The organism is Stenotrophomonas sp. NPDC077461, from assembly GCF_049545475.1.
Taxonomy (GTDB): domain Bacteria; phylum Pseudomonadota; class Gammaproteobacteria; order Xanthomonadales; family Xanthomonadaceae; genus Stenotrophomonas; species Stenotrophomonas nematodicola.
On record NZ_JBMWDO010000001.1, the window covers coordinates 864,529 to 879,865 of the forward strand.

Genomic DNA, 15,337 nt, shown 5'->3' on the forward strand with positions numbered 1-15,337 from the left:
TTTCGACGCCGCAGGCGCTGCGCTCTTCGCGGCGGTGCGCGTTGCAGTCGATGCGCGCCACCCGACCCTCGCCATGCAGAACCGGCAGGCAGAAGCAGCCCAACCTGCGTCTGTTCGCCGGGGTATGCGCGCGATCCGGTAGTCGAAGCCGAACAGCGCGCTCAGACGTTCGCGATGGATGATCCGGTTGTCCAACCGCGGGAGGATCGTGACGCGCCCGGGGAGGGCCGGCGTGCGCTTTGCGGCAGCCGCGTCCACGTGGACGTCCAGATCGCCGGTCCCCTGCAGCCGCTGGACGATGCAGGCTTCAAGCCGCTCACGGACAACATCGCGCATGGCGCGCCGTGGCAGCGCGCAACGGTCGTCGCGCATGGGCGCAGCGTGGAACCGTACTCGACGATCATCCTGTCGCCGACCAGGCGGCTCGGACCGGACGGATCGTCCTCGGGCACCCGGTTCCTCAGCACGTGGGGGTGTGCCCGCTGGACCACGGACAGCGTGTCGATCTGGACTTGGCCGAGATGGGCAATGGCCTGGTGGGGGCCGTCGAGACCGGTGCCGAACCCCGCCTCCGCACCCAGTCCCCGATATGCAGCGCCCGCCGCTTCAGGCGGGTAGTTGATGGCGTGAGCGGTCCTGGTACGGCACCAGGAGCATCCTGCGCGTCGTGCACGAAAACAGCCCCGCGCCCGGCGGTACGGTTCAGCGGGTGGCGTCGAGTGCGTCGCCGGTCAGGCCGAGGTCCCAGGCCAGGCTGGCATGTGCCGGGTCGAGGGCATGTGGCAGTGCGGCCGGTCCGGGCATGGAGCGGGTGGCCAGTTGGGCCAGCTCCCGCTGCGCCAGCTGTTCCAGACAGGCGATCAGGGCGCGGCCCTGCGGCGGCGAGGGCGCTGCCGGGGCAGGGCGCGGGTCGCCGCCCGTGAGGGGCTGCGCCACCGGGCCGGGATCGGTGGTGGGGAGGGACGCGACGGCAGCTACGGAGGCGTTCAACAGCATCGGACGATCATCTGCAACGTGGGCGGGTGATGCAAGCGCAACGGCCCCGGGGATGCCGGGGCCGTTGCAGGTGCCGGTATGGGGGCCGGCACGCGACATGTCGATCAGAACAGTTCGACCGCGCCGGCGGCCATGCTCTGCTGGGCCACCGCCTTGTGCGGCGGGCGCTCCCACTCGCTGCGCATTTCGCGCAGGCGGCTGCCGGTGCGCTGCAGGGCAGTGACGACTTCCTCGTCGAACACGCCGCCGTTACGGTGCAGCAGTTCCTGCAGGGCCACCGCCTCCCGGTTGATCGCGGTCAGGCGGTCCAGGTGGGTGTGCACGCCGCCCAGCGCCTGGGTCGCGATGTCCTCGAACTGCAGGGCGCGGACGGCCTCTGCCACGCTGCTGTCGATGGCACGGCCGCACTCGGAGATCTCGCGCATGCCGTCGCCGAGCGAGGCATTGATCTGGGCCACGTTGTCCAGCATCTGCGCCGCTTCATGGCGGGCTTCGCGGGACCGGTCCATGTCGCGCGAGGCCATGTGCGAGACCGTCTCGCGCACCTTGGCGATGGCGTCCTTGGAGCTGTGCGCCAGCTTGCGGATCTGCTCGTTGAAGGTGGTGGACCGTTCAGAGAGGTTGCGCACCTCGTCGGCGACCACCGCGAAGCCGCGACCGGCTTCACCGGCACGGGCGGCTTCGATGGCGGCATTGAGTGCCAGCAGATTGGTCTGGTCGGCAATCGACTTGACGTCTTCCAGCAGGGCAAAGATGCCGTCCAGGTGCTGCGCCATCTGGTCGATGTGCTGCACGGTGTTGCTGCTCTGGCCGCTGACCTGCTCCAGCGCTTCCACCAGTTGTTCCATGCGGTGGCTGGCGTGCTGGGCGAAACGGGCCACGTCGACGCCGGCGCCACCGTCTTCACCGGCGCGGTCGACGATGCGGGCCAGTGCCTGGCTCTGCTGGCGGGACTTGCGGTTCATCGCATCGAAGCTGCCACCCAGGCCGCTGACGGCGTGGCGGATCAGATCGCGGGCGCGCTCGACTTCGCCGCGCGAGCCTTCGACCTCGTTGGCCACGAACGAGCGCAGCTCGGTCAGCAGTTGATCCTGCTCGCGCAGGATGCGGGCGTGTTCCGGCGACCGTTGGGTCTGCGCCCGCGTGGTCCACCAGGCAAAGCCAAGCCAGCTGAGCGTCATCGTGGTCAGGATCGCCCAACGCAGGGCGGCCGGCCACTCGAAGCCGATGGCGAAAGGAAGCAGAAGGGTCAGGACCAGGGGGGCGGCCAGACGAATGAAGATGCGTGAGTACATGGACGTTCTCGGGAAGTGCACGGAGAATGTATCGGCCGTACCCCCGTTTGCTTTAGCCGTCACACGCACATTCATCGATGTGACTGCGCTGTCCTCAGCGCAGCTGCCGGTCCACCGCCTCGATCATCGCCTTGCGCGAGAACAGGAAGTCCCAGTACTGGCCGCCGGTCTGGCGCCACAGGACCGCCGATCGCACGGCCGCCAGCAGCAGTGCGCGGATCTCCGCCACCACGCCGGCCTGGCCGAGGTAGTGCGGATTGCCCTGGACCATCACCCGTGGTTTCAGGTTGCTGATGGTGTCGGCATACACCCCGCCCAGCGTGGCCAGCACATCCGGGTGGGCGCTGTCGCCCAGCGACACGGCCTGGGCCTGGGCGCGTTCGATGCCGGCGCTGACCTTCTCGACCACCTCGTGCTCACGCACGAACCGGCGTTCCAGCTGCAGCACCGCCAGCGCCAGTCGGGGCAGCATCTCGTCCTGGCCCTGGCTGCGCAGGTAGTTGTGCAGCAGGCGCAGGCCGGGAGCGACGTTGGCCGCGCTCCCGTAGATATCCTGGGGACTGTCGGCATCAATGCGGAACACGCTGTCCACCGCCGTGCGGACCACAGCCGCTTCGGAGTGGCCGGTTTCGGCGATGCGGCGCACCTGCTGCAGGGCCTGGGCAATGCCGGCCAGTGCGAGAACGCGGTCGTCGATGGAAAAACTCATGCAGCAGATACCTCGAAAGGAGAAGGGGTGGTGCGCAGGCGCTGCTCCAGCGGCGCGTCGGTGGCGGCAATCACCGCGCCACCCAGGCAGACCTCATCGTCATACAACACCAGTGATTGACCGGGGGTGACGGCGCGCTGCGGGCGCACGAAACGCACCTCCACGGTGCCGTCGTCGCGCACCTGCACCGTGCACGGCTCGTCCGGCTGGCGGTAGCGGGTCTGCGCGGTGCAGTCGAACCGGCGGGCGGGCGGGGCGCCGGCAATCCAGTGCGCCACCTCCGAGTGCAGGCGGGTGGACTGCTGCCACGGGCTGTCGCGGTCCTGGTCCACATACAGCACATTGCTGGCCACATCCTTGCCGACCACATACCACGGCGCGGCCGGGCGGCCGCGCACGCCGCCGATGTTCAGGCCTTCGCGCTGGCCCAGGGTGAAATAGAAGACGCCGGGATGCTCGGCGATGACCACGCCGTCCGGGTCGCGGATCTCGCCCGTGCGGGCGGGCAGATAGCGGCCCAGGAACTCGCGGAAGTCGCGCTCGCCGATGAAGCAGATCCCGGTGGAGTCCTTCTTGGCGTGCGTGGGCAGGCGCGCGTCGCGGGCGATCCGGCGCAGGTCGTTCTTCTGCAGGTCGCCGATCGGGAACAGCGTGGCGGCCAGCTGTTCCTGTCCCAGCTGGTGCAGGAAGTAGCTCTGGTCCTTGCTGCGGTCGGCGCCGCGCAGCAGCGCCCAGCGTCCGCCCTGCCGGGCAATCCGCGCGTAGTGCCCGGTGGCGATGCGCTCGGCGCCCAGTTCGCGTGCCGCGTCCAGGAAGTGCTTGAACTTCACCTCGCGGTTGCACAGCACGTCCGGGTTGGGGGTACGTCCGGCCGCGTACTCGGCGAGGAAGTGCTCGAACACGCCCTGCCAGTACTCGCTGGAGAAGTCGCGGAAGTGGAACGGGATGCCGAGCAGGCCGCAGACGGCCACCGCATCGCGGCGGTCGTCCTCGGCGCGGCAGTCGCCGCTGCCGTCGTCGGCCCAGTTCTGCATGAACAGGCCGGCCACCGGCTCGCCCTGCTGCACCAGCCGCCACGCGGCCACGGACGAATCCACGCCGCCGGAGACCCCGACCATGATCCGCGGTGCGCTCATGCGGTCACCTTCACGAGCGACAGCGGATGGCGCTGTCCGCCGAGGTAGTCGGCCACGACCTCCCACACCAGTGGGCTGCGCAGCCGCGCCGGGTCGGCGCGCAGCGCGTCCGGGGACAGCCACAGGGCACGCTCGATGCCGGTGTCCAGCGCACGGGCCGGGTCATGGGCGAGGGGCTCGGCGGCGAAGGCGAACCGCACGAACGGCGTGCCATCCGGCGCGGTCCACTGGTAGGCCCCGACGAAGTGGGTCAGGTGTACCTGCCAGCCGGTCTCCTCCAGGGTCTCGCGGACCGCCGCCTCGGCCAGCGACTCGCCGGGCTCCAGGTGGCCGGCGGGCTGGTTGAGCACGGCCCGCCCGTCGATCCGCTCTTCCACCAGCAGCAGGTGCCCGTCGCGGACCACGATCGTGGCCACGGTGACGTGGGGCGCCCAGCGGGGGACCGGCACGGCAGTCACCTCAGTAGTCGTCCTTCTTGGTGAGCTCTTTTTCCATCGCATCGGCGGTGCGGATCGCCGCGTCGATGGCGTCGCTCAAGGCATCGGAGGAGGCGTTGGCGTCGACCTTGACCACGAACATGGCGAGCTCGCCCTGCTTGACCCAGCCGCCCAGCTTGGCGTCCTGGGAATCCTCGAGCAGGCGGTTGGCCACGGCGGCCGGGAACTGCTTGCCCGGAGAGGTGTAGCCCGGCGACCAGATCTCGCGGATCTTGTGGCTGCCGAACTCCTCGACCGCCGAGCGCACGTAGACCAGCTGGCTGCGGCCGTCCTCGACATCGAAGACCAGCTTGTAGTCGCCGTCCTCGTCAACCTCGTAGGTGTACTCCAGCGTATCCAGGGTGGCGCCGACAACCTTGTCGGGGTCGGCTGCGTGGGCACCGAAGGTGGCGGCGGTCAGCAACAGCGCGGCTGCAATCCTTTTCATGAAAGTCCTGTGAAAGCGGGTGTGGGAAGGTGCAGATTGTGAAGGGCCACGGGGGGCAACGTCCAATCCTGCAGGCAGGGCCCTATAATGGTCCGATGCCACGAGAGCCTTCCCACGACCCCCACCACGACCACGGCGTACTGCTGGAGCCTGCGCGCCCGGAAGTCGCACCGCCGCCGTTCTACCAGGTCATGCTGTTGAACGACGACTACACACCGATGGATTTCGTGGTGACGGTACTGCAGCATTTCTTCGCGATGGACCTGGACAAGGCCACCCAGGTGATGCTGCACGTCCATACCCGGGGTCGCGGGGTATGCGGGGTGTTCACCCGCGAGGTGGCCGAGTCCAAGGTCGCCCAGGTCAATGAATTCTCGCGCATGAACCAGCATCCGCTGCTGTGCACGATGGAAAAGACCGGCGCCTGAGCCACCGGCCCGTGCTCAGGCCTGCGCCAGCCGCTGCAGCGCCAGGTCCGCGACCGCCAGATCCACCGCCGCGTCGTCGCCATCGGCCAGGAACCATACCGCCGACAGGCCAGCGCTGGCAGCGATCCAGGCCAGCAGGCGGCGCCGCTCGATCCCGGCGAGGGCGCAGACCTGGCTGACCCGGGCGTCGAATATCTCCGGCCGGGTGGCCACGTGGATGTCCGGCCCGCACAGGTCCGGGTTGCAGAACAGCACGGTGTAGTCGAAGGCGCGATCGCCCAGCAGCCGTTTGGGGTCGATCGCCAGCCAGCCGCGCGCACCGCCATCCAGCACATTGTCATGGTGCAGATCGCCATGCAGGGGCCGTTGCTCGAACTGGCTGGCCAGCAGATGGATCGCGAGTGATCTGCACTGTTCCAGCAATGGCGACAGTGGCAGGGTCGGCGCCAGCAGATCGGCGAACCAGGCCTGCAGTGTCACCAGCCCGGGTGGCGGTGCGCCGCGCGGGCGATGCAGCCGGGCCAGCACGTCGCACAGGCGCGCCGTTGCCGCCGCGTCCTGCCCGTGCCGGGCCATCTCCCTCAGCGAGGTGCCGGGCACGGCGCGCTCCATCAGGAGCGCCTCGTCCTGCCATGCCAGTACCCGTACCGCACCGTCGCCGTCCCACCAGCGCAGCAGCCGGTGGCCGTTCTGTTCCTCTGGACACGTGCTCATTTTCAACATTGCCGGCATTCCGTCGGGGAGGCGGACCGGCCACACGCGGGCATGCGGGGTGGTGATGACGTCGCCATCACGTGCAAGCTGCCATTTCGTGAGCTGAAGTTCGGGCATCATGGGTCTCGCAGGCAGAGAAGGGCGATCGGTGGAGTGCTAACGCCGTCTGAACGCACCGATCCGCTAGGGTGATGGAAATCGTGAAGGTTGGCCGCATATTGTTCCCAACTGCCGCCGGAGTTGATCATGTTCAGTAAAGACCTCGAACACACCATCGGACAGTGCTACAAGCGCGCCCGTGAGGCCCGGCATGAGTTCATGACGGTGGAACACCTGCTTTTGGCACTGCTCGACAATCCTTCCGCCCAGGCCGTGCTCAAGGCCTGCGGCGCCGATGCCGAGCGCCTGCGCCAGGAGCTTGAGCAGGCCATCGAGGCCTCTGTCTCGCGCCTGGCCGAAGACGATGGGCGCGATACCCAGCCTACCCTTGGCTTCCAGCGCGTGCTGCAACGCGCGGTGTACCACGTGCAGTCCTCGGGCAAGAAGGAGGTCACCGGCGCCAACGTGCTGGTCGCCATCTTCGGCGAGAAGGACTCCCACGCGGTCTACTACCTCAACCAGCAGGACGTCACCCGGCTGGATATCGTCAACTACCTCTCCCACGGCATCGCCAAGCTGGGCGAGGAGGGCGAGGTGCCGCCGTCGGCGGATGGCGAGGGCCGGGCTGAAGGGGGCGAGGGCGAAAGCAAGGGCGATGCCCTGGCCGAGTTCGCCAGCAACCTCAACGAGCAGGCCCGCAGTGGCAAGATCGACCCGCTGGTCGGCCGTGCCGACGAGATCGAGCGCACCATCCAGGTCCTATGCCGCCGCCGCAAGAACAACCCGCTCTACGTGGGCGAGGCCGGCGTGGGCAAGACCGCGATCGCTGAAGGCCTGGCCAAGCGCATCGTGGAAGGCTCGGTGCCCGACGTGCTGGCCGATGCCGTCATCTACTCGCTCGACCTGGGCGCGCTGGTGGCCGGCACCAAGTACCGCGGCGATTTCGAGAAGCGCCTGAAGGGCGTGCTGACCGCGATGAAGAAGCTGCCCAACGCGGTGCTGTTCATCGACGAGATCCACACCATCATCGGTGCCGGTTCGGCGTCGGGCGGCACGATGGATGCCTCCAACCTGATCAAGCCGGCGCTGGCGTCGGGCGAGCTGCGCTGCATCGGCTCGACCACCTTCCAGGAGTACCGCGGCATCTTCGAGAAGGATCGCGCCCTGGCGCGCCGCTTCCAGAAGATCGATATCGTCGAGCCCACCGTCGGTGAAACCTACGAGATCCTGCAGGGCCTCAAGCCCAAGTACGAGGCGCACCACGGCGTGACCTACGCCGACGATGCACTGCAGGCGGCGGTGGACCTGTCGGTCAAGCACATCGGCGACCGGCTGCTGCCGGACAAGGCCATCGACGTGATCGACGAAGCCGGCGCCCGCCAGCGCCTGATGCCCGAGGGGCAGCGCAAGGAGCTGATCGACATCGAGGAGATCGAGACGATCATCGCCAAGATGGCGCGCATCCCGGCCAAGCAGGTCAGTGCTACCGACAAGGATGTGCTGCAGCACCTGGAGCGCAACCTGAAGATGGTGATTTTCGGGCAGGACCCGGCCATCGAGTCGCTGGCCTCGGCCATCAAGCTGGCCCGTTCGGGCCTGGGCAATCCGGAAAAGCCGATCGGCAACTTCCTGTTTGCCGGCCCGACCGGCGTCGGCAAGACCGAGGTGACCAAGCAGCTGGCGCTGCAGCTGGGCATCGAGCTGGTGCGCTTTGACATGAGCGAGTACATGGAGCCGCATTCGATCAGCCGCCTTATCGGCGCTCCTCCGGGCTATGTCGGCTTCGACCAGGGCGGCCTGCTCACCGAAAAAATCGTCAAGACTCCCCACTGCGTGCTGCTGCTGGACGAGGTGGAGAAGGCTCACCCGGACATCTTCAACATCCTGCTGCAGGTCATGGATCGCGGCGTGCTCACCGATACCAACGGACGCGAAGCCAACTTCAAGAACGTGGTGCTGGTGATGACCACCAACGCGGGCGCGGCCCAGGCCGCCCGGCGCTCGATCGGCTTCACCCGCCAGGATCACGCCACCGACGCGATGGAGGTCATCCGCAAGAGCTTCACGCCGGAGTTCCGCAACCGCCTGGATGCGGTCGTGCAGTTCCAGCCGCTGGGCTTCGAGCACATCCTGCGTGTGGTGGACAAGTTCCTGATCGAGCTGGAGATGCTGCTGCAGGAGAAGCACGTCAGCCTGTCGGCCACGCCGACCGCGCGCGACTGGCTGGCCCACCACGGCTTCGATCCGCTGATGGGTGCCCGCCCGATGGCACGCGTGATCCAGGACAAGATCAAGCGTCCGCTCGCCGACGAGCTGCTGTTTGGCAAGCTGATCAACGGCGGCAAGGTGAGCATCGACGTGCGCGACGACGAGCTGTTCATCGAAACCCAGGCCGAACCGGAGCGGCGCCTGCCGGCCACGGTGGAGTAAGAGTGGCATGACGACGGCCGTTGGCTGTCGGTGAGGACAGCGAAGCCCCCGCTCTGCGGGGGCTTCTGCTTTTTCGCCAGCCCGCGTCAGCGGCGGTTGCGGGCCTTGCGGGCGTAGCTCTCGGCCGAGATCGGCTCCAGTGAGGCGATCTCGCAGCTCTGGGTGCGGGTCTTGAGCACGCTGCCCGCGGCGCTGCACAGTTGGCCTTCCTGGCCGGGCGTCTCGAAGACAAGCGTGGGGGAGATGGCGGCACTGTCGCAGCTGTTGCGGAAGTGCACCACGAAATGCTGGTCGGCATTGCGCAGCAGGATGCTGCGGCTGGCGCCGGCGCGCACCAGTTGCTGGTCGGCCGACAGGGTGATGCAGTCCGCGGGCGCGGCGGCGGGTTCGGCGGCCTGCGCCGGGGCGATGGCGGCAAGGGCGAGCAGGCAGGTGGCGATCAGGGTCTTCATGGCAGGGGCAGGGGTGGCGGTCCGGACTGGACCGGCTGCCAGCTTCGGCCGTTTCCTGCCAGGGCGAATCTGCAGCAAGGCAGGCTGACCGATGTCAGGGTGCGTACGGTCAGGGTGCCGCATGGCAGGGGTGACGGCCTGAATTGCGCCCACGCAAAAAGGCCAGCTCCTGGCTGGCCTTCTGGCGGGGCTTCTTTAGTGAAGCCGCCCCGAACCGCTTACTTCATGCGGTACGTGATGCGACCCTTGGTCAGGTCGTAGGGCGTCATTTCGACCTTGACACGGTCGCCCGTCAGGATGCGGATGTAGTTCTTGCGCATGCGGCCGGAGATGTGGGCGATGATTTCATGCCCATTTTCCAGGCGGACGCGGAAAGTGGTGTTCGGCAGCGTCTCGCTGACGGTGCCTTCGAACTCGATGGAGTCGTCTTTCGACATGTAGTCCTGTGCAGTTCTGTAAACGGCCGAGCTGGCCTTAAGAGCGGGCATTTTACGCGCTCTTCCCCCTGGATGCAAAGTTTGTGTTAATCGCGCCGCCCCGGCAGTGCCGGCGCCTCGCCGGCTCCTGGCAAATGCCAGGCACCCTGGCGACAGCGTTACACCAGTGAAGACGCTGCCAGCGCCCCAAAGCGTTCGGTCCAGCACCCGAGGGGCTCTGGAACAGCCACCTGTCTGCGCACCACCTCCAGGAACCGCGCGCGCGGCCAATGCTCGGCGCCCATGCGCAGCAGGTGATCGTTCTCCACCTGCGCGTCGATCAGTGGCCAGCCCCACAGGGCCAGTTGCCGGGCGAGTGCGGCCAAGGCCACCTTGGAGCCGCCGCTGGCTGCACTGAACATGCTTTCGCCAAAGAACATCCGGCCGATCGCAACCCCGTAGATGCCACCGACCAGGCGGTCGCCGGCGAACACCTCGACCGAATGCGCATGGCCCAGCCGGTGCAGGGCCACGTAGGCCTCCTGCATGGATGGCGTGATCCAGGTGCCGTCCTGCCCCGGGCGTGGGCTGGCTGCGCAGGCCGCGATCACGTCGGCAAAGCAGGTGTCGGCACGCACCACCCAGCCGCTGCCGCGCGCGCTGCGGCGGAACCGGCTGGACAGGTGCACGCCATCGGTGCGGAACACCATGCGCGGGTCCGGCGACCACCACAACAGGGGCTGCCCGTCGGAGAACCACGGAAACACACCGCTGGCATAGGCATTGAGCAGGCGCACCGGGTGCAGGTCGCCGCCGATGGCCAGCAGGCCATCCGGCTCACGCAACGCGGTCTCGGCCGGCGGGAAAGGGGCATCAGGGCGCGGGTCCAGCTGCCAGGGCAGGCGTCGGCTCATGCGTCCGGCGCCTTGAATGGGCTGTGTGCGGCCAGCGTGCGTGCATAACGATCGACCTCGGCGCGCTCGTGCGCGCACCAGTCGGCCAACGCAGCGGCGAAGGCCGGCTCGGCGATCCAGTGGTGGCTGTAGACGCGCCGGGGCAGAAAGCCGCGCGCGAGCTTGTGCTCGCCCTGCGCGCCGGGCTCGAACCGGGCCACGCCTTCGCGCAGGCAGTACTCGATGCCCTGGTAGTAGCAGGTTTCAAAATGCAGGCCGGGCAGGGTGGCACCGCCCCAGTAGCGGCCATACAGCGTGTCCGCGCCGCGCAGGCACAGGGCGCCGGCAATGGGCGTCCCGTCGTGCAGGGCCAGGAAGATGACCAGGTGGCGTGGCATCGTCCGGGCCAGGTGACGCAGGAACGGCAGCGTCAGCGCCGGGGAGTTGCCGTACTCGGCGAAGGTCTGCAGATAGAAGCCATGCATGGCCTGCAGGTCGTCTTCGCTCGCCTCGTCGCCGTGCACGATCCGATACGTGACGCCACGGCGGGCCAGCCTGGCGCGTTCCTGGCGGATGTTCTTGCGGTGTTTGTGGTCCATTGCCGCGAGGAACTCCTCGAAGCAGTGCCAGTGGCCAGGGTTGTGCCACTGGAACTGGATGTCCTCACGGCGCATCCAGTCAGCGCCGAACACGGCGTTTTCCGCATCGGGATGGAAATTGAGATGCGCCGAGGACCAGCCCCTGCGCCCCACCTCGACGGTCAGCGCCGCCAGCAGGGCGGCGCGATGTGCATCGTCATGCGCCAGCAGGCGCGGCCCGGTCACCGGCGAGTACGGCACCGCACCAAGCCACTTGGGGAAGTAATCGCGGCCGTACTGCGCGTAGGCATGCGCCCAGGCATGGTCGAACACGAACTCGCCGTGCGAATTGTCCTTGAGGTAGCCGGGGATGGCCGCCACCAGGGAGTCGCCCTCCCACAAGGTGAAATGGCGCGGACGCCAGCCCCATTCCGGGCGCAGGCAGCCGTGCGCCTCCAGGCCGTGCAGGAACGCGTGGGACACGAACGGGTTTCGCCCATCGTGCAGTGCGTCCCAGGCGGCCGGGGAGACATCGGACAGGCGGTGCAGGAAGCGGGGGGCGGGCATGGTCAGAGGATAGGGTACAAAAAAGGCCGACGGAGGTTCCGTCGGCCTCGTGGGGTGGCCCGGGATGCGGCGTTGCCGATCAGGTCAGGTCGCCCTTCGCATCCAGGTAGCGCTCTGCGTCCAGCGCGGCCATGCAGCCGAACCCGGCCGAGGTGATCGCCTGGCGGTAGTGCTGGTCGGCGACGTCGCCTGCGGCGAACACGCCTTCCACCGAGGTCTGCGTGGCGTTGCCACCCAGGCCCGACCGGATGTCGAGGTAGCCGTTGTTCATGCTCAGCTGGCCCTCGAACAGGCTCGTGTTGGGATGGTGGCCGATCGCCACGAAGAAGCCGTGCGCCTCGATGTCGCGGGTGCTGCCGTCCAGCGTGGACTTCACGCGCACGCCGGTGACGCCGGCATCATTGCCCAGCACTTCGTCGACCTGGTGGTGCCACACGGTCTCGATCTTGCCGGCGGCAACCTTGGCAAACAGCTTGTCCTGCATGATCTTCTCCGCCTTGAGGGTGTCGCGGCGGTGGACCAGGTAGACCTTGCGGGCGATGTTGGACAGGTACAGCGCCTCTTCGACGGCTGTGTTGCCGCCGCCGACCACGACCACATCCTGGTCACGGTAGAAGAAGCCGTCGCAGGTGGCGCAGGCCGACACGCCGCGGCCCTTGAACGCCTCTTCGCTGGGAATGCCCAGGTACTTGGCGGTGGCGCCGGTGGCGATGATCAGCGCATCGCAGGTGTACTCGGCGCTGTCGCCGATCAGCCTGAACGGACGCTGGGACAGGTCGGCGGTATGGATGTGGTCGAAGATCACCTCGGTTTCGAAGCGCTCGGCATGTGCCTGCATACGCGCCATCAGGTCCGGACCCATCAGGCCATGCGCGTCGCCCGGCCAGTTGTCCACTTCCGTGGTGGTCATCAGCTGGCCACCCTGCTGCAGGCCGGTGATGACCACCGGCTTGAGGTTGGCGCGGGCGGCGTAGACGGCGGCCGTCCAGCCGGCGGGGCCGGAGCCGAGGATGACGAGCTTCTGGTGGCGGGAGGGCGTGGAATTGCTCATGTAGACTCGCGTTGAGGTGATGGGACGGTACGCGGGCGATGATTGCCTGGCGTCCGTGGCACGCCATAGAGTGGCGGCAGGGGCGGGGCGATTCAAGGCGGCCGATGGAACGGCGCGGGCCAGGGGAGGTGTCCTCCTTGCCCTGCGCCGGGGATTTGACGGTCTGGAGGCCGCTCTACGGTGCCGACCCTGGATATGCACCTATCGACAGGGCGGTGAGTCGTTTATTATCAAGCACTAACAGTGCATTCCCAAGGTCTGGTCTAAGGTGGCGAAACAGGTCCCGGAACGATCCAAGTCTCCCGACAACAAGGCGCCGTCGCGCAAGGCCGCGAGCGCGGACAATCCGCGCCGGCAGCGGTTGTGGCGGGATCTTGGCGTGATCGCCGTGGCGCCGGCGCTGCTGTATCTGGTGGCCAGTCTGTTCACCTATTCGGCCACCGATCCCGGCTGGTCGCATACCGGCAGCGTGGTCGCGCCGGTGCACAACATGGGCGGCCGGGTGGGCGCCTGGGTGGCCGATGTGCTGCTGCAGCTGTTCGGTTACATCGCGTTCGTGCTGCCGGTGGTGCTGGGCGCGCTGGCGTGGATCGCCATGTTCGGGCTCAAGCGCGAAGGCAAGGGCGAGCATGACCTGGACCCGGCGCTGCGCCTGATCGGTCTGGTCGGTTTCCTGATCGCCGGCACCGGTTTCATGCACCTGCGGCTGTACAACCAGGTGGATGTGGCCAGCGCCGGCGGCATTCTCGGCAAGCTGGTCGGCACCTCACTGACCGTTGGGTTCGGCGAACTGGGCGCGAACCTGTTCGTGCTGGTGCTGCTGCTGGCCTCGATCACCCTGGCCACCGGCCTGTCGTGGTTCACGGTGATGGAGAAGATCGGCCGGGCCGTGCTGGCGCTGCCGCCGCTGCTCAACCGCAAAAAAGAGCAGGCCAGCGAATGGCAGCAGACCCGTGCGCTGCGCGAGGAGCGTCAGGAAGTGCGCAAGGTCGATGCCGAGGTGCGCGCCAAGCGTGAGCCGGTCAAGATCGAGCCGCGTCCCGAGCCGGTGCTGGAGAAGAGCGACCGCGCCAAACGCGAAACCCAGATCCCGATGTTCCGCGGCGTCAACGGCGATGGGTCGGACGTGCCCCCGCTGGCGCTGCTTGACGATCCCAAGCCGCAGCCCAAGGGCTATGACGAGGAAACGCTGGAAACCCTGTCGCGCCAGATCGAGTTCAAGCTCAAGGACTTCCGCATCGAGGCCCAGGTGGTCGGCGCCTATCCGGGCCCGGTGATCACGCGCTTCGAGATCGAGCCCGCGCCGGGCATCAAGGTCAGCCAGATCAGCTCGCTGGACAAGGACATCGCGCGCGGCCTGTCGGTGAAGTCGGTGCGTGTGGTCGATGTGATTCCGGGCAAGTCGGTGGTGGGGCTGGAAATCCCCAATGTCACCCGCGAAATGATCTATCTGTCCGAGTTGCTGCGCTCCAAGGAGTACGACAAGTCGGCCAGCGTGCTGACCCTGGCGCTCGGCAAGGATATCGCCGGCCGCCCGACCGTGGCCGATCTGGCGCGCATGCCCCACCTGCTGGTCGCCGGTACCACCGGCTCGGGCAAGTCGGTGGCGGTGAACGCGATGGTACTGAGCCTGCTGTACAAGGCGTCGCCGAAAGACCTGCGGATGCTGATGATCGACCCGAAGATGCTCGAACTGAGCGTCTACCAGGGCATTCCGCACCTGCTGGCGCCGGTGGTGACCGACATGAAGGAGGCCGCCAACGGCCTGCGCTGGTGCGTGGCCGAGATGGAGCGCCGCTACAAGCTGATGAGCGCAGTGGGCGTGCGCAACCTGGCCGGCTTCAACAAGAAGGTCAAGGATGCGCAGGACGCCGGGCAGCCGCTGATGGACCCGCTGTTCAAGCCCAACCCGGAGCTGGGCGAAGCGCCGCGCCCGCTGGAGACGCTGCCGTTCATCGTGATCTTCATCGACGAATTCGCCGACATGATGATGATTGTCGGCAAGAAGGTCGAAGAGCTGATCGCGCGCCTGGCGCAGAAGGCCCGTGCGGCCGGCATCCACCTGATCCTGGCGACCCAGCGCCCGTCGGTGGACGTCATCACCGGCCTGATCAAGGCCAACATCCCGACCCGCATCGGTTTCCAGGTCAGCTCGAAGATCGATTCGCGCACCATCCTGGACCAGTCCGGCGCCGAAACCCTGCTCGGCCACGGCGACATGCTGTACCTGCCGCCGGGCACGGCATTGCCGGACCGTGTCCACGGCGCCTTCGTCTCCGACGAGGAAGTGCATCGCGTGGTGGAGCACCTCAAGGCCAGCGGTCCGGCCGACTACATCAGCGGCGTGCTCGACGAAGTGCAGATGATGGGCGATGGCGTGGTGGTGGGCCCCGGCGGCCTGCCCGAGGCCAGTGGCGGTGCCGGCGACGAGTCCGACCCGCTGTACGACGAGGCCTTGCGGATCGTGACCGAAACGCGCCGCGCCTCGATCTCCGGCGTGCAGCGGCGACTGAAGATCGGCTACAACCGGGCCGCACGCCTGATCGAGGCGATGGAAGCGGCTGGTGTGGTCAGCCCGCCCGAACACAATGGCGATCGCAGCGTGCTGGCGCCGCCCCCTCCGAAGTAACCGCAGCACGGCGGCGGCCC

The 15,337-nt window shown here is 67.7% G+C and carries 15 protein-coding genes; 3 read left to right on the forward strand and 12 right to left on the reverse strand.

Annotation, left to right across the window (positions count from 1 at the left end; all coding sequences use genetic code 11):
• Nucleotides 1-702: 702 nt before the first annotated feature.
• The 6 genes from ACPEH8_RS04155 to ACPEH8_RS04180 all read right to left on the reverse strand — a co-directional run bounded on the left by ACPEH8_RS04155 (nucleotide 703) and on the right by ACPEH8_RS04180 (nucleotide 5,060).
• Nucleotides 703-996 (reverse strand): hypothetical protein, encoded by a 294-nt coding sequence (locus ACPEH8_RS04155; protein ID WP_423666097.1) that lies wholly within the window; start codon nucleotides 994-996, stop codon nucleotides 703-705.
• Between the two features lie 104 nt (nucleotides 997-1,100).
• Nucleotides 1,101-2,291, reverse strand: coding sequence for a methyl-accepting chemotaxis protein (locus tag ACPEH8_RS04160; protein ID WP_017354425.1), 1,191 nt, complete (start codon nucleotides 2,289-2,291; stop codon nucleotides 1,101-1,103).
• A 94-nt stretch (nucleotides 2,292-2,385) separates the two neighbouring features.
• Complete coding sequence (gene hflD, locus ACPEH8_RS04165) at nucleotides 2,386-3,000, reverse strand: high frequency lysogenization protein HflD (RefSeq protein ID WP_423666099.1); 615 nt, start codon at nucleotides 2,998-3,000, stop codon at nucleotides 2,386-2,388.
• Nucleotides 2,997-4,136, reverse strand: a complete 1,140-nt coding sequence (gene mnmA, locus ACPEH8_RS04170) for a tRNA 2-thiouridine(34) synthase MnmA (protein ID WP_017354423.1) — start codon at nucleotides 4,134-4,136, stop codon at nucleotides 2,997-2,999. Before mnmA ends, hflD begins: the two co-directional genes overlap by 4 nt.
• Nucleotides 4,133-4,594, reverse strand: a complete 462-nt coding sequence (locus tag ACPEH8_RS04175; protein ID WP_017354422.1) for an NUDIX hydrolase — start codon at nucleotides 4,592-4,594, stop codon at nucleotides 4,133-4,135. The genes mnmA and ACPEH8_RS04175 overlap by 4 nt, the downstream gene beginning before the upstream one ends.
• 1 nt (nucleotide 4,595) lies before the next feature.
• Nucleotides 4,596-5,060 carry a hypothetical protein gene (locus ACPEH8_RS04180; protein ID WP_017354421.1) on the reverse strand — a complete coding sequence of 155 codons (465 nt, stop codon included), beginning with the start codon at nucleotides 5,058-5,060 and terminating at the stop codon, nucleotides 4,596-4,598.
• 95 nt (nucleotides 5,061-5,155) lie between these two features.
• Between ACPEH8_RS04180 and clpS the strand changes: the two genes are divergently transcribed.
• A complete protein-coding gene (gene clpS, locus ACPEH8_RS04185; RefSeq protein WP_017354420.1) occupies nucleotides 5,156-5,488 on the forward strand; it encodes an ATP-dependent Clp protease adapter ClpS in 333 nt (110 codons plus the stop codon).
• Between the two features lie 15 nt (nucleotides 5,489-5,503).
• On the opposite strand, the gene ACPEH8_RS04190 is transcribed toward clpS, so the two are convergent.
• The gene (locus ACPEH8_RS04190) at nucleotides 5,504-6,319 is read right to left on the reverse strand and encodes an aminoglycoside phosphotransferase family protein (RefSeq protein WP_423666158.1); all 816 of its coding nucleotides are present in this window, start codon (nucleotides 6,317-6,319) and stop codon (nucleotides 5,504-5,506) included.
• A gap of 129 nt (nucleotides 6,320-6,448) precedes the next feature.
• Between ACPEH8_RS04190 and clpA the strand changes: the two genes are divergently transcribed.
• The gene (gene clpA / locus ACPEH8_RS04195) at nucleotides 6,449-8,731 is read left to right on the forward strand and encodes an ATP-dependent Clp protease ATP-binding subunit ClpA (protein WP_017354418.1); all 2,283 of its coding nucleotides are present in this window, start codon (nucleotides 6,449-6,451) and stop codon (nucleotides 8,729-8,731) included.
• Between the two features lie 86 nt (nucleotides 8,732-8,817).
• Here clpA and ACPEH8_RS04200 read toward each other — a convergent pair whose 3' ends face one another.
• The 5 genes from ACPEH8_RS04200 to trxB all read right to left on the reverse strand — a co-directional run bounded on the left by ACPEH8_RS04200 (nucleotide 8,818) and on the right by trxB (nucleotide 12,688).
• Nucleotides 8,818-9,183, reverse strand: a complete 366-nt coding sequence (locus ACPEH8_RS04200; RefSeq protein ID WP_017354417.1) for a hypothetical protein — start codon at nucleotides 9,181-9,183, stop codon at nucleotides 8,818-8,820.
• A gap of 218 nt (nucleotides 9,184-9,401) precedes the next feature.
• Nucleotides 9,402-9,620, reverse strand: coding sequence for a translation initiation factor IF-1 (gene infA / locus ACPEH8_RS04205; protein WP_005409596.1), 219 nt, complete (start codon nucleotides 9,618-9,620; stop codon nucleotides 9,402-9,404).
• A gap of 158 nt (nucleotides 9,621-9,778) precedes the next feature.
• On the reverse strand, nucleotides 9,779-10,513 hold the full coding sequence (gene aat, locus ACPEH8_RS04210) for a leucyl/phenylalanyl-tRNA--protein transferase (RefSeq protein ID WP_423666101.1): 735 nt from the start codon (nucleotides 10,511-10,513) through the stop codon (nucleotides 9,779-9,781).
• Nucleotides 10,510-11,637 (reverse strand): GNAT family N-acetyltransferase, encoded by a 1,128-nt coding sequence (locus ACPEH8_RS04215; RefSeq protein ID WP_312710363.1) that lies wholly within the window; start codon nucleotides 11,635-11,637, stop codon nucleotides 10,510-10,512. Before ACPEH8_RS04215 ends, aat begins: the two co-directional genes overlap by 4 nt.
• Before the next feature lie 79 nt (nucleotides 11,638-11,716).
• Nucleotides 11,717-12,688, reverse strand: coding sequence for a thioredoxin-disulfide reductase (gene trxB / locus ACPEH8_RS04220; protein WP_423666103.1), 972 nt, complete (start codon nucleotides 12,686-12,688; stop codon nucleotides 11,717-11,719).
• Nucleotides 12,689-12,956: 268 nt separating this feature from the next.
• Here trxB and ACPEH8_RS04225 point away from each other — a divergent pair, with 268 nt between their 5' ends.
• Complete coding sequence (locus ACPEH8_RS04225; RefSeq protein WP_136004111.1) at nucleotides 12,957-15,317, forward strand: DNA translocase FtsK; 2,361 nt, start codon at nucleotides 12,957-12,959, stop codon at nucleotides 15,315-15,317.
• Nucleotides 15,318-15,337: the final 20 nt, after the last annotated feature.

Bases quoted from the DNA above. Each gene is read 5' to 3' on its own strand.
- ACPEH8_RS04190 (WP_423666158.1), bottom strand. From the start codon at position 6,319: ATGCCCGAACTTCAGCTCACGAAATGGCAGCTTGCACGTGATGGCGAC.
- mnmA (WP_017354423.1), bottom strand. From the start codon at position 4,136: ATGAGCGCACCGCGGATCATGGTCGGGGTCTCCGGCGGCGTGGATTCG.
- infA (WP_005409596.1), bottom strand. From the start codon at position 9,620: ATGTCGAAAGACGACTCCATCGAGTTCGAAGGCACCGTCAGCGAGACG.
- clpS (WP_017354420.1), top strand. From the start codon at position 5,156: ATGCCACGAGAGCCTTCCCACGACCCCCACCACGACCACGGCGTACTG.
- clpA (WP_017354418.1), top strand. From the start codon at position 6,449: ATGTTCAGTAAAGACCTCGAACACACCATCGGACAGTGCTACAAGCGC.
- ACPEH8_RS04155 (WP_423666097.1), bottom strand. From the start codon at position 996: ATGCTGTTGAACGCCTCCGTAGCTGCCGTCGCGTCCCTCCCCACCACC.
- ACPEH8_RS04160 (WP_017354425.1), bottom strand. From the start codon at position 2,291: ATGTACTCACGCATCTTCATTCGTCTGGCCGCCCCCCTGGTCCTGACC.
- ACPEH8_RS04215 (WP_312710363.1), bottom strand. From the start codon at position 11,637: ATGCCCGCCCCCCGCTTCCTGCACCGCCTGTCCGATGTCTCCCCGGCC.
- trxB (WP_423666103.1), bottom strand. From the start codon at position 12,688: ATGAGCAATTCCACGCCCTCCCGCCACCAGAAGCTCGTCATCCTCGGC.
- ACPEH8_RS04180 (WP_017354421.1), bottom strand. From the start codon at position 5,060: ATGAAAAGGATTGCAGCCGCGCTGTTGCTGACCGCCGCCACCTTCGGT.
- ACPEH8_RS04200 (WP_017354417.1), bottom strand. From the start codon at position 9,183: ATGAAGACCCTGATCGCCACCTGCCTGCTCGCCCTTGCCGCCATCGCC.
- hflD (WP_423666099.1), bottom strand. From the start codon at position 3,000: ATGAGTTTTTCCATCGACGACCGCGTTCTCGCACTGGCCGGCATTGCC.
- aat (WP_423666101.1), bottom strand. From the start codon at position 10,513: ATGAGCCGACGCCTGCCCTGGCAGCTGGACCCGCGCCCTGATGCCCCT.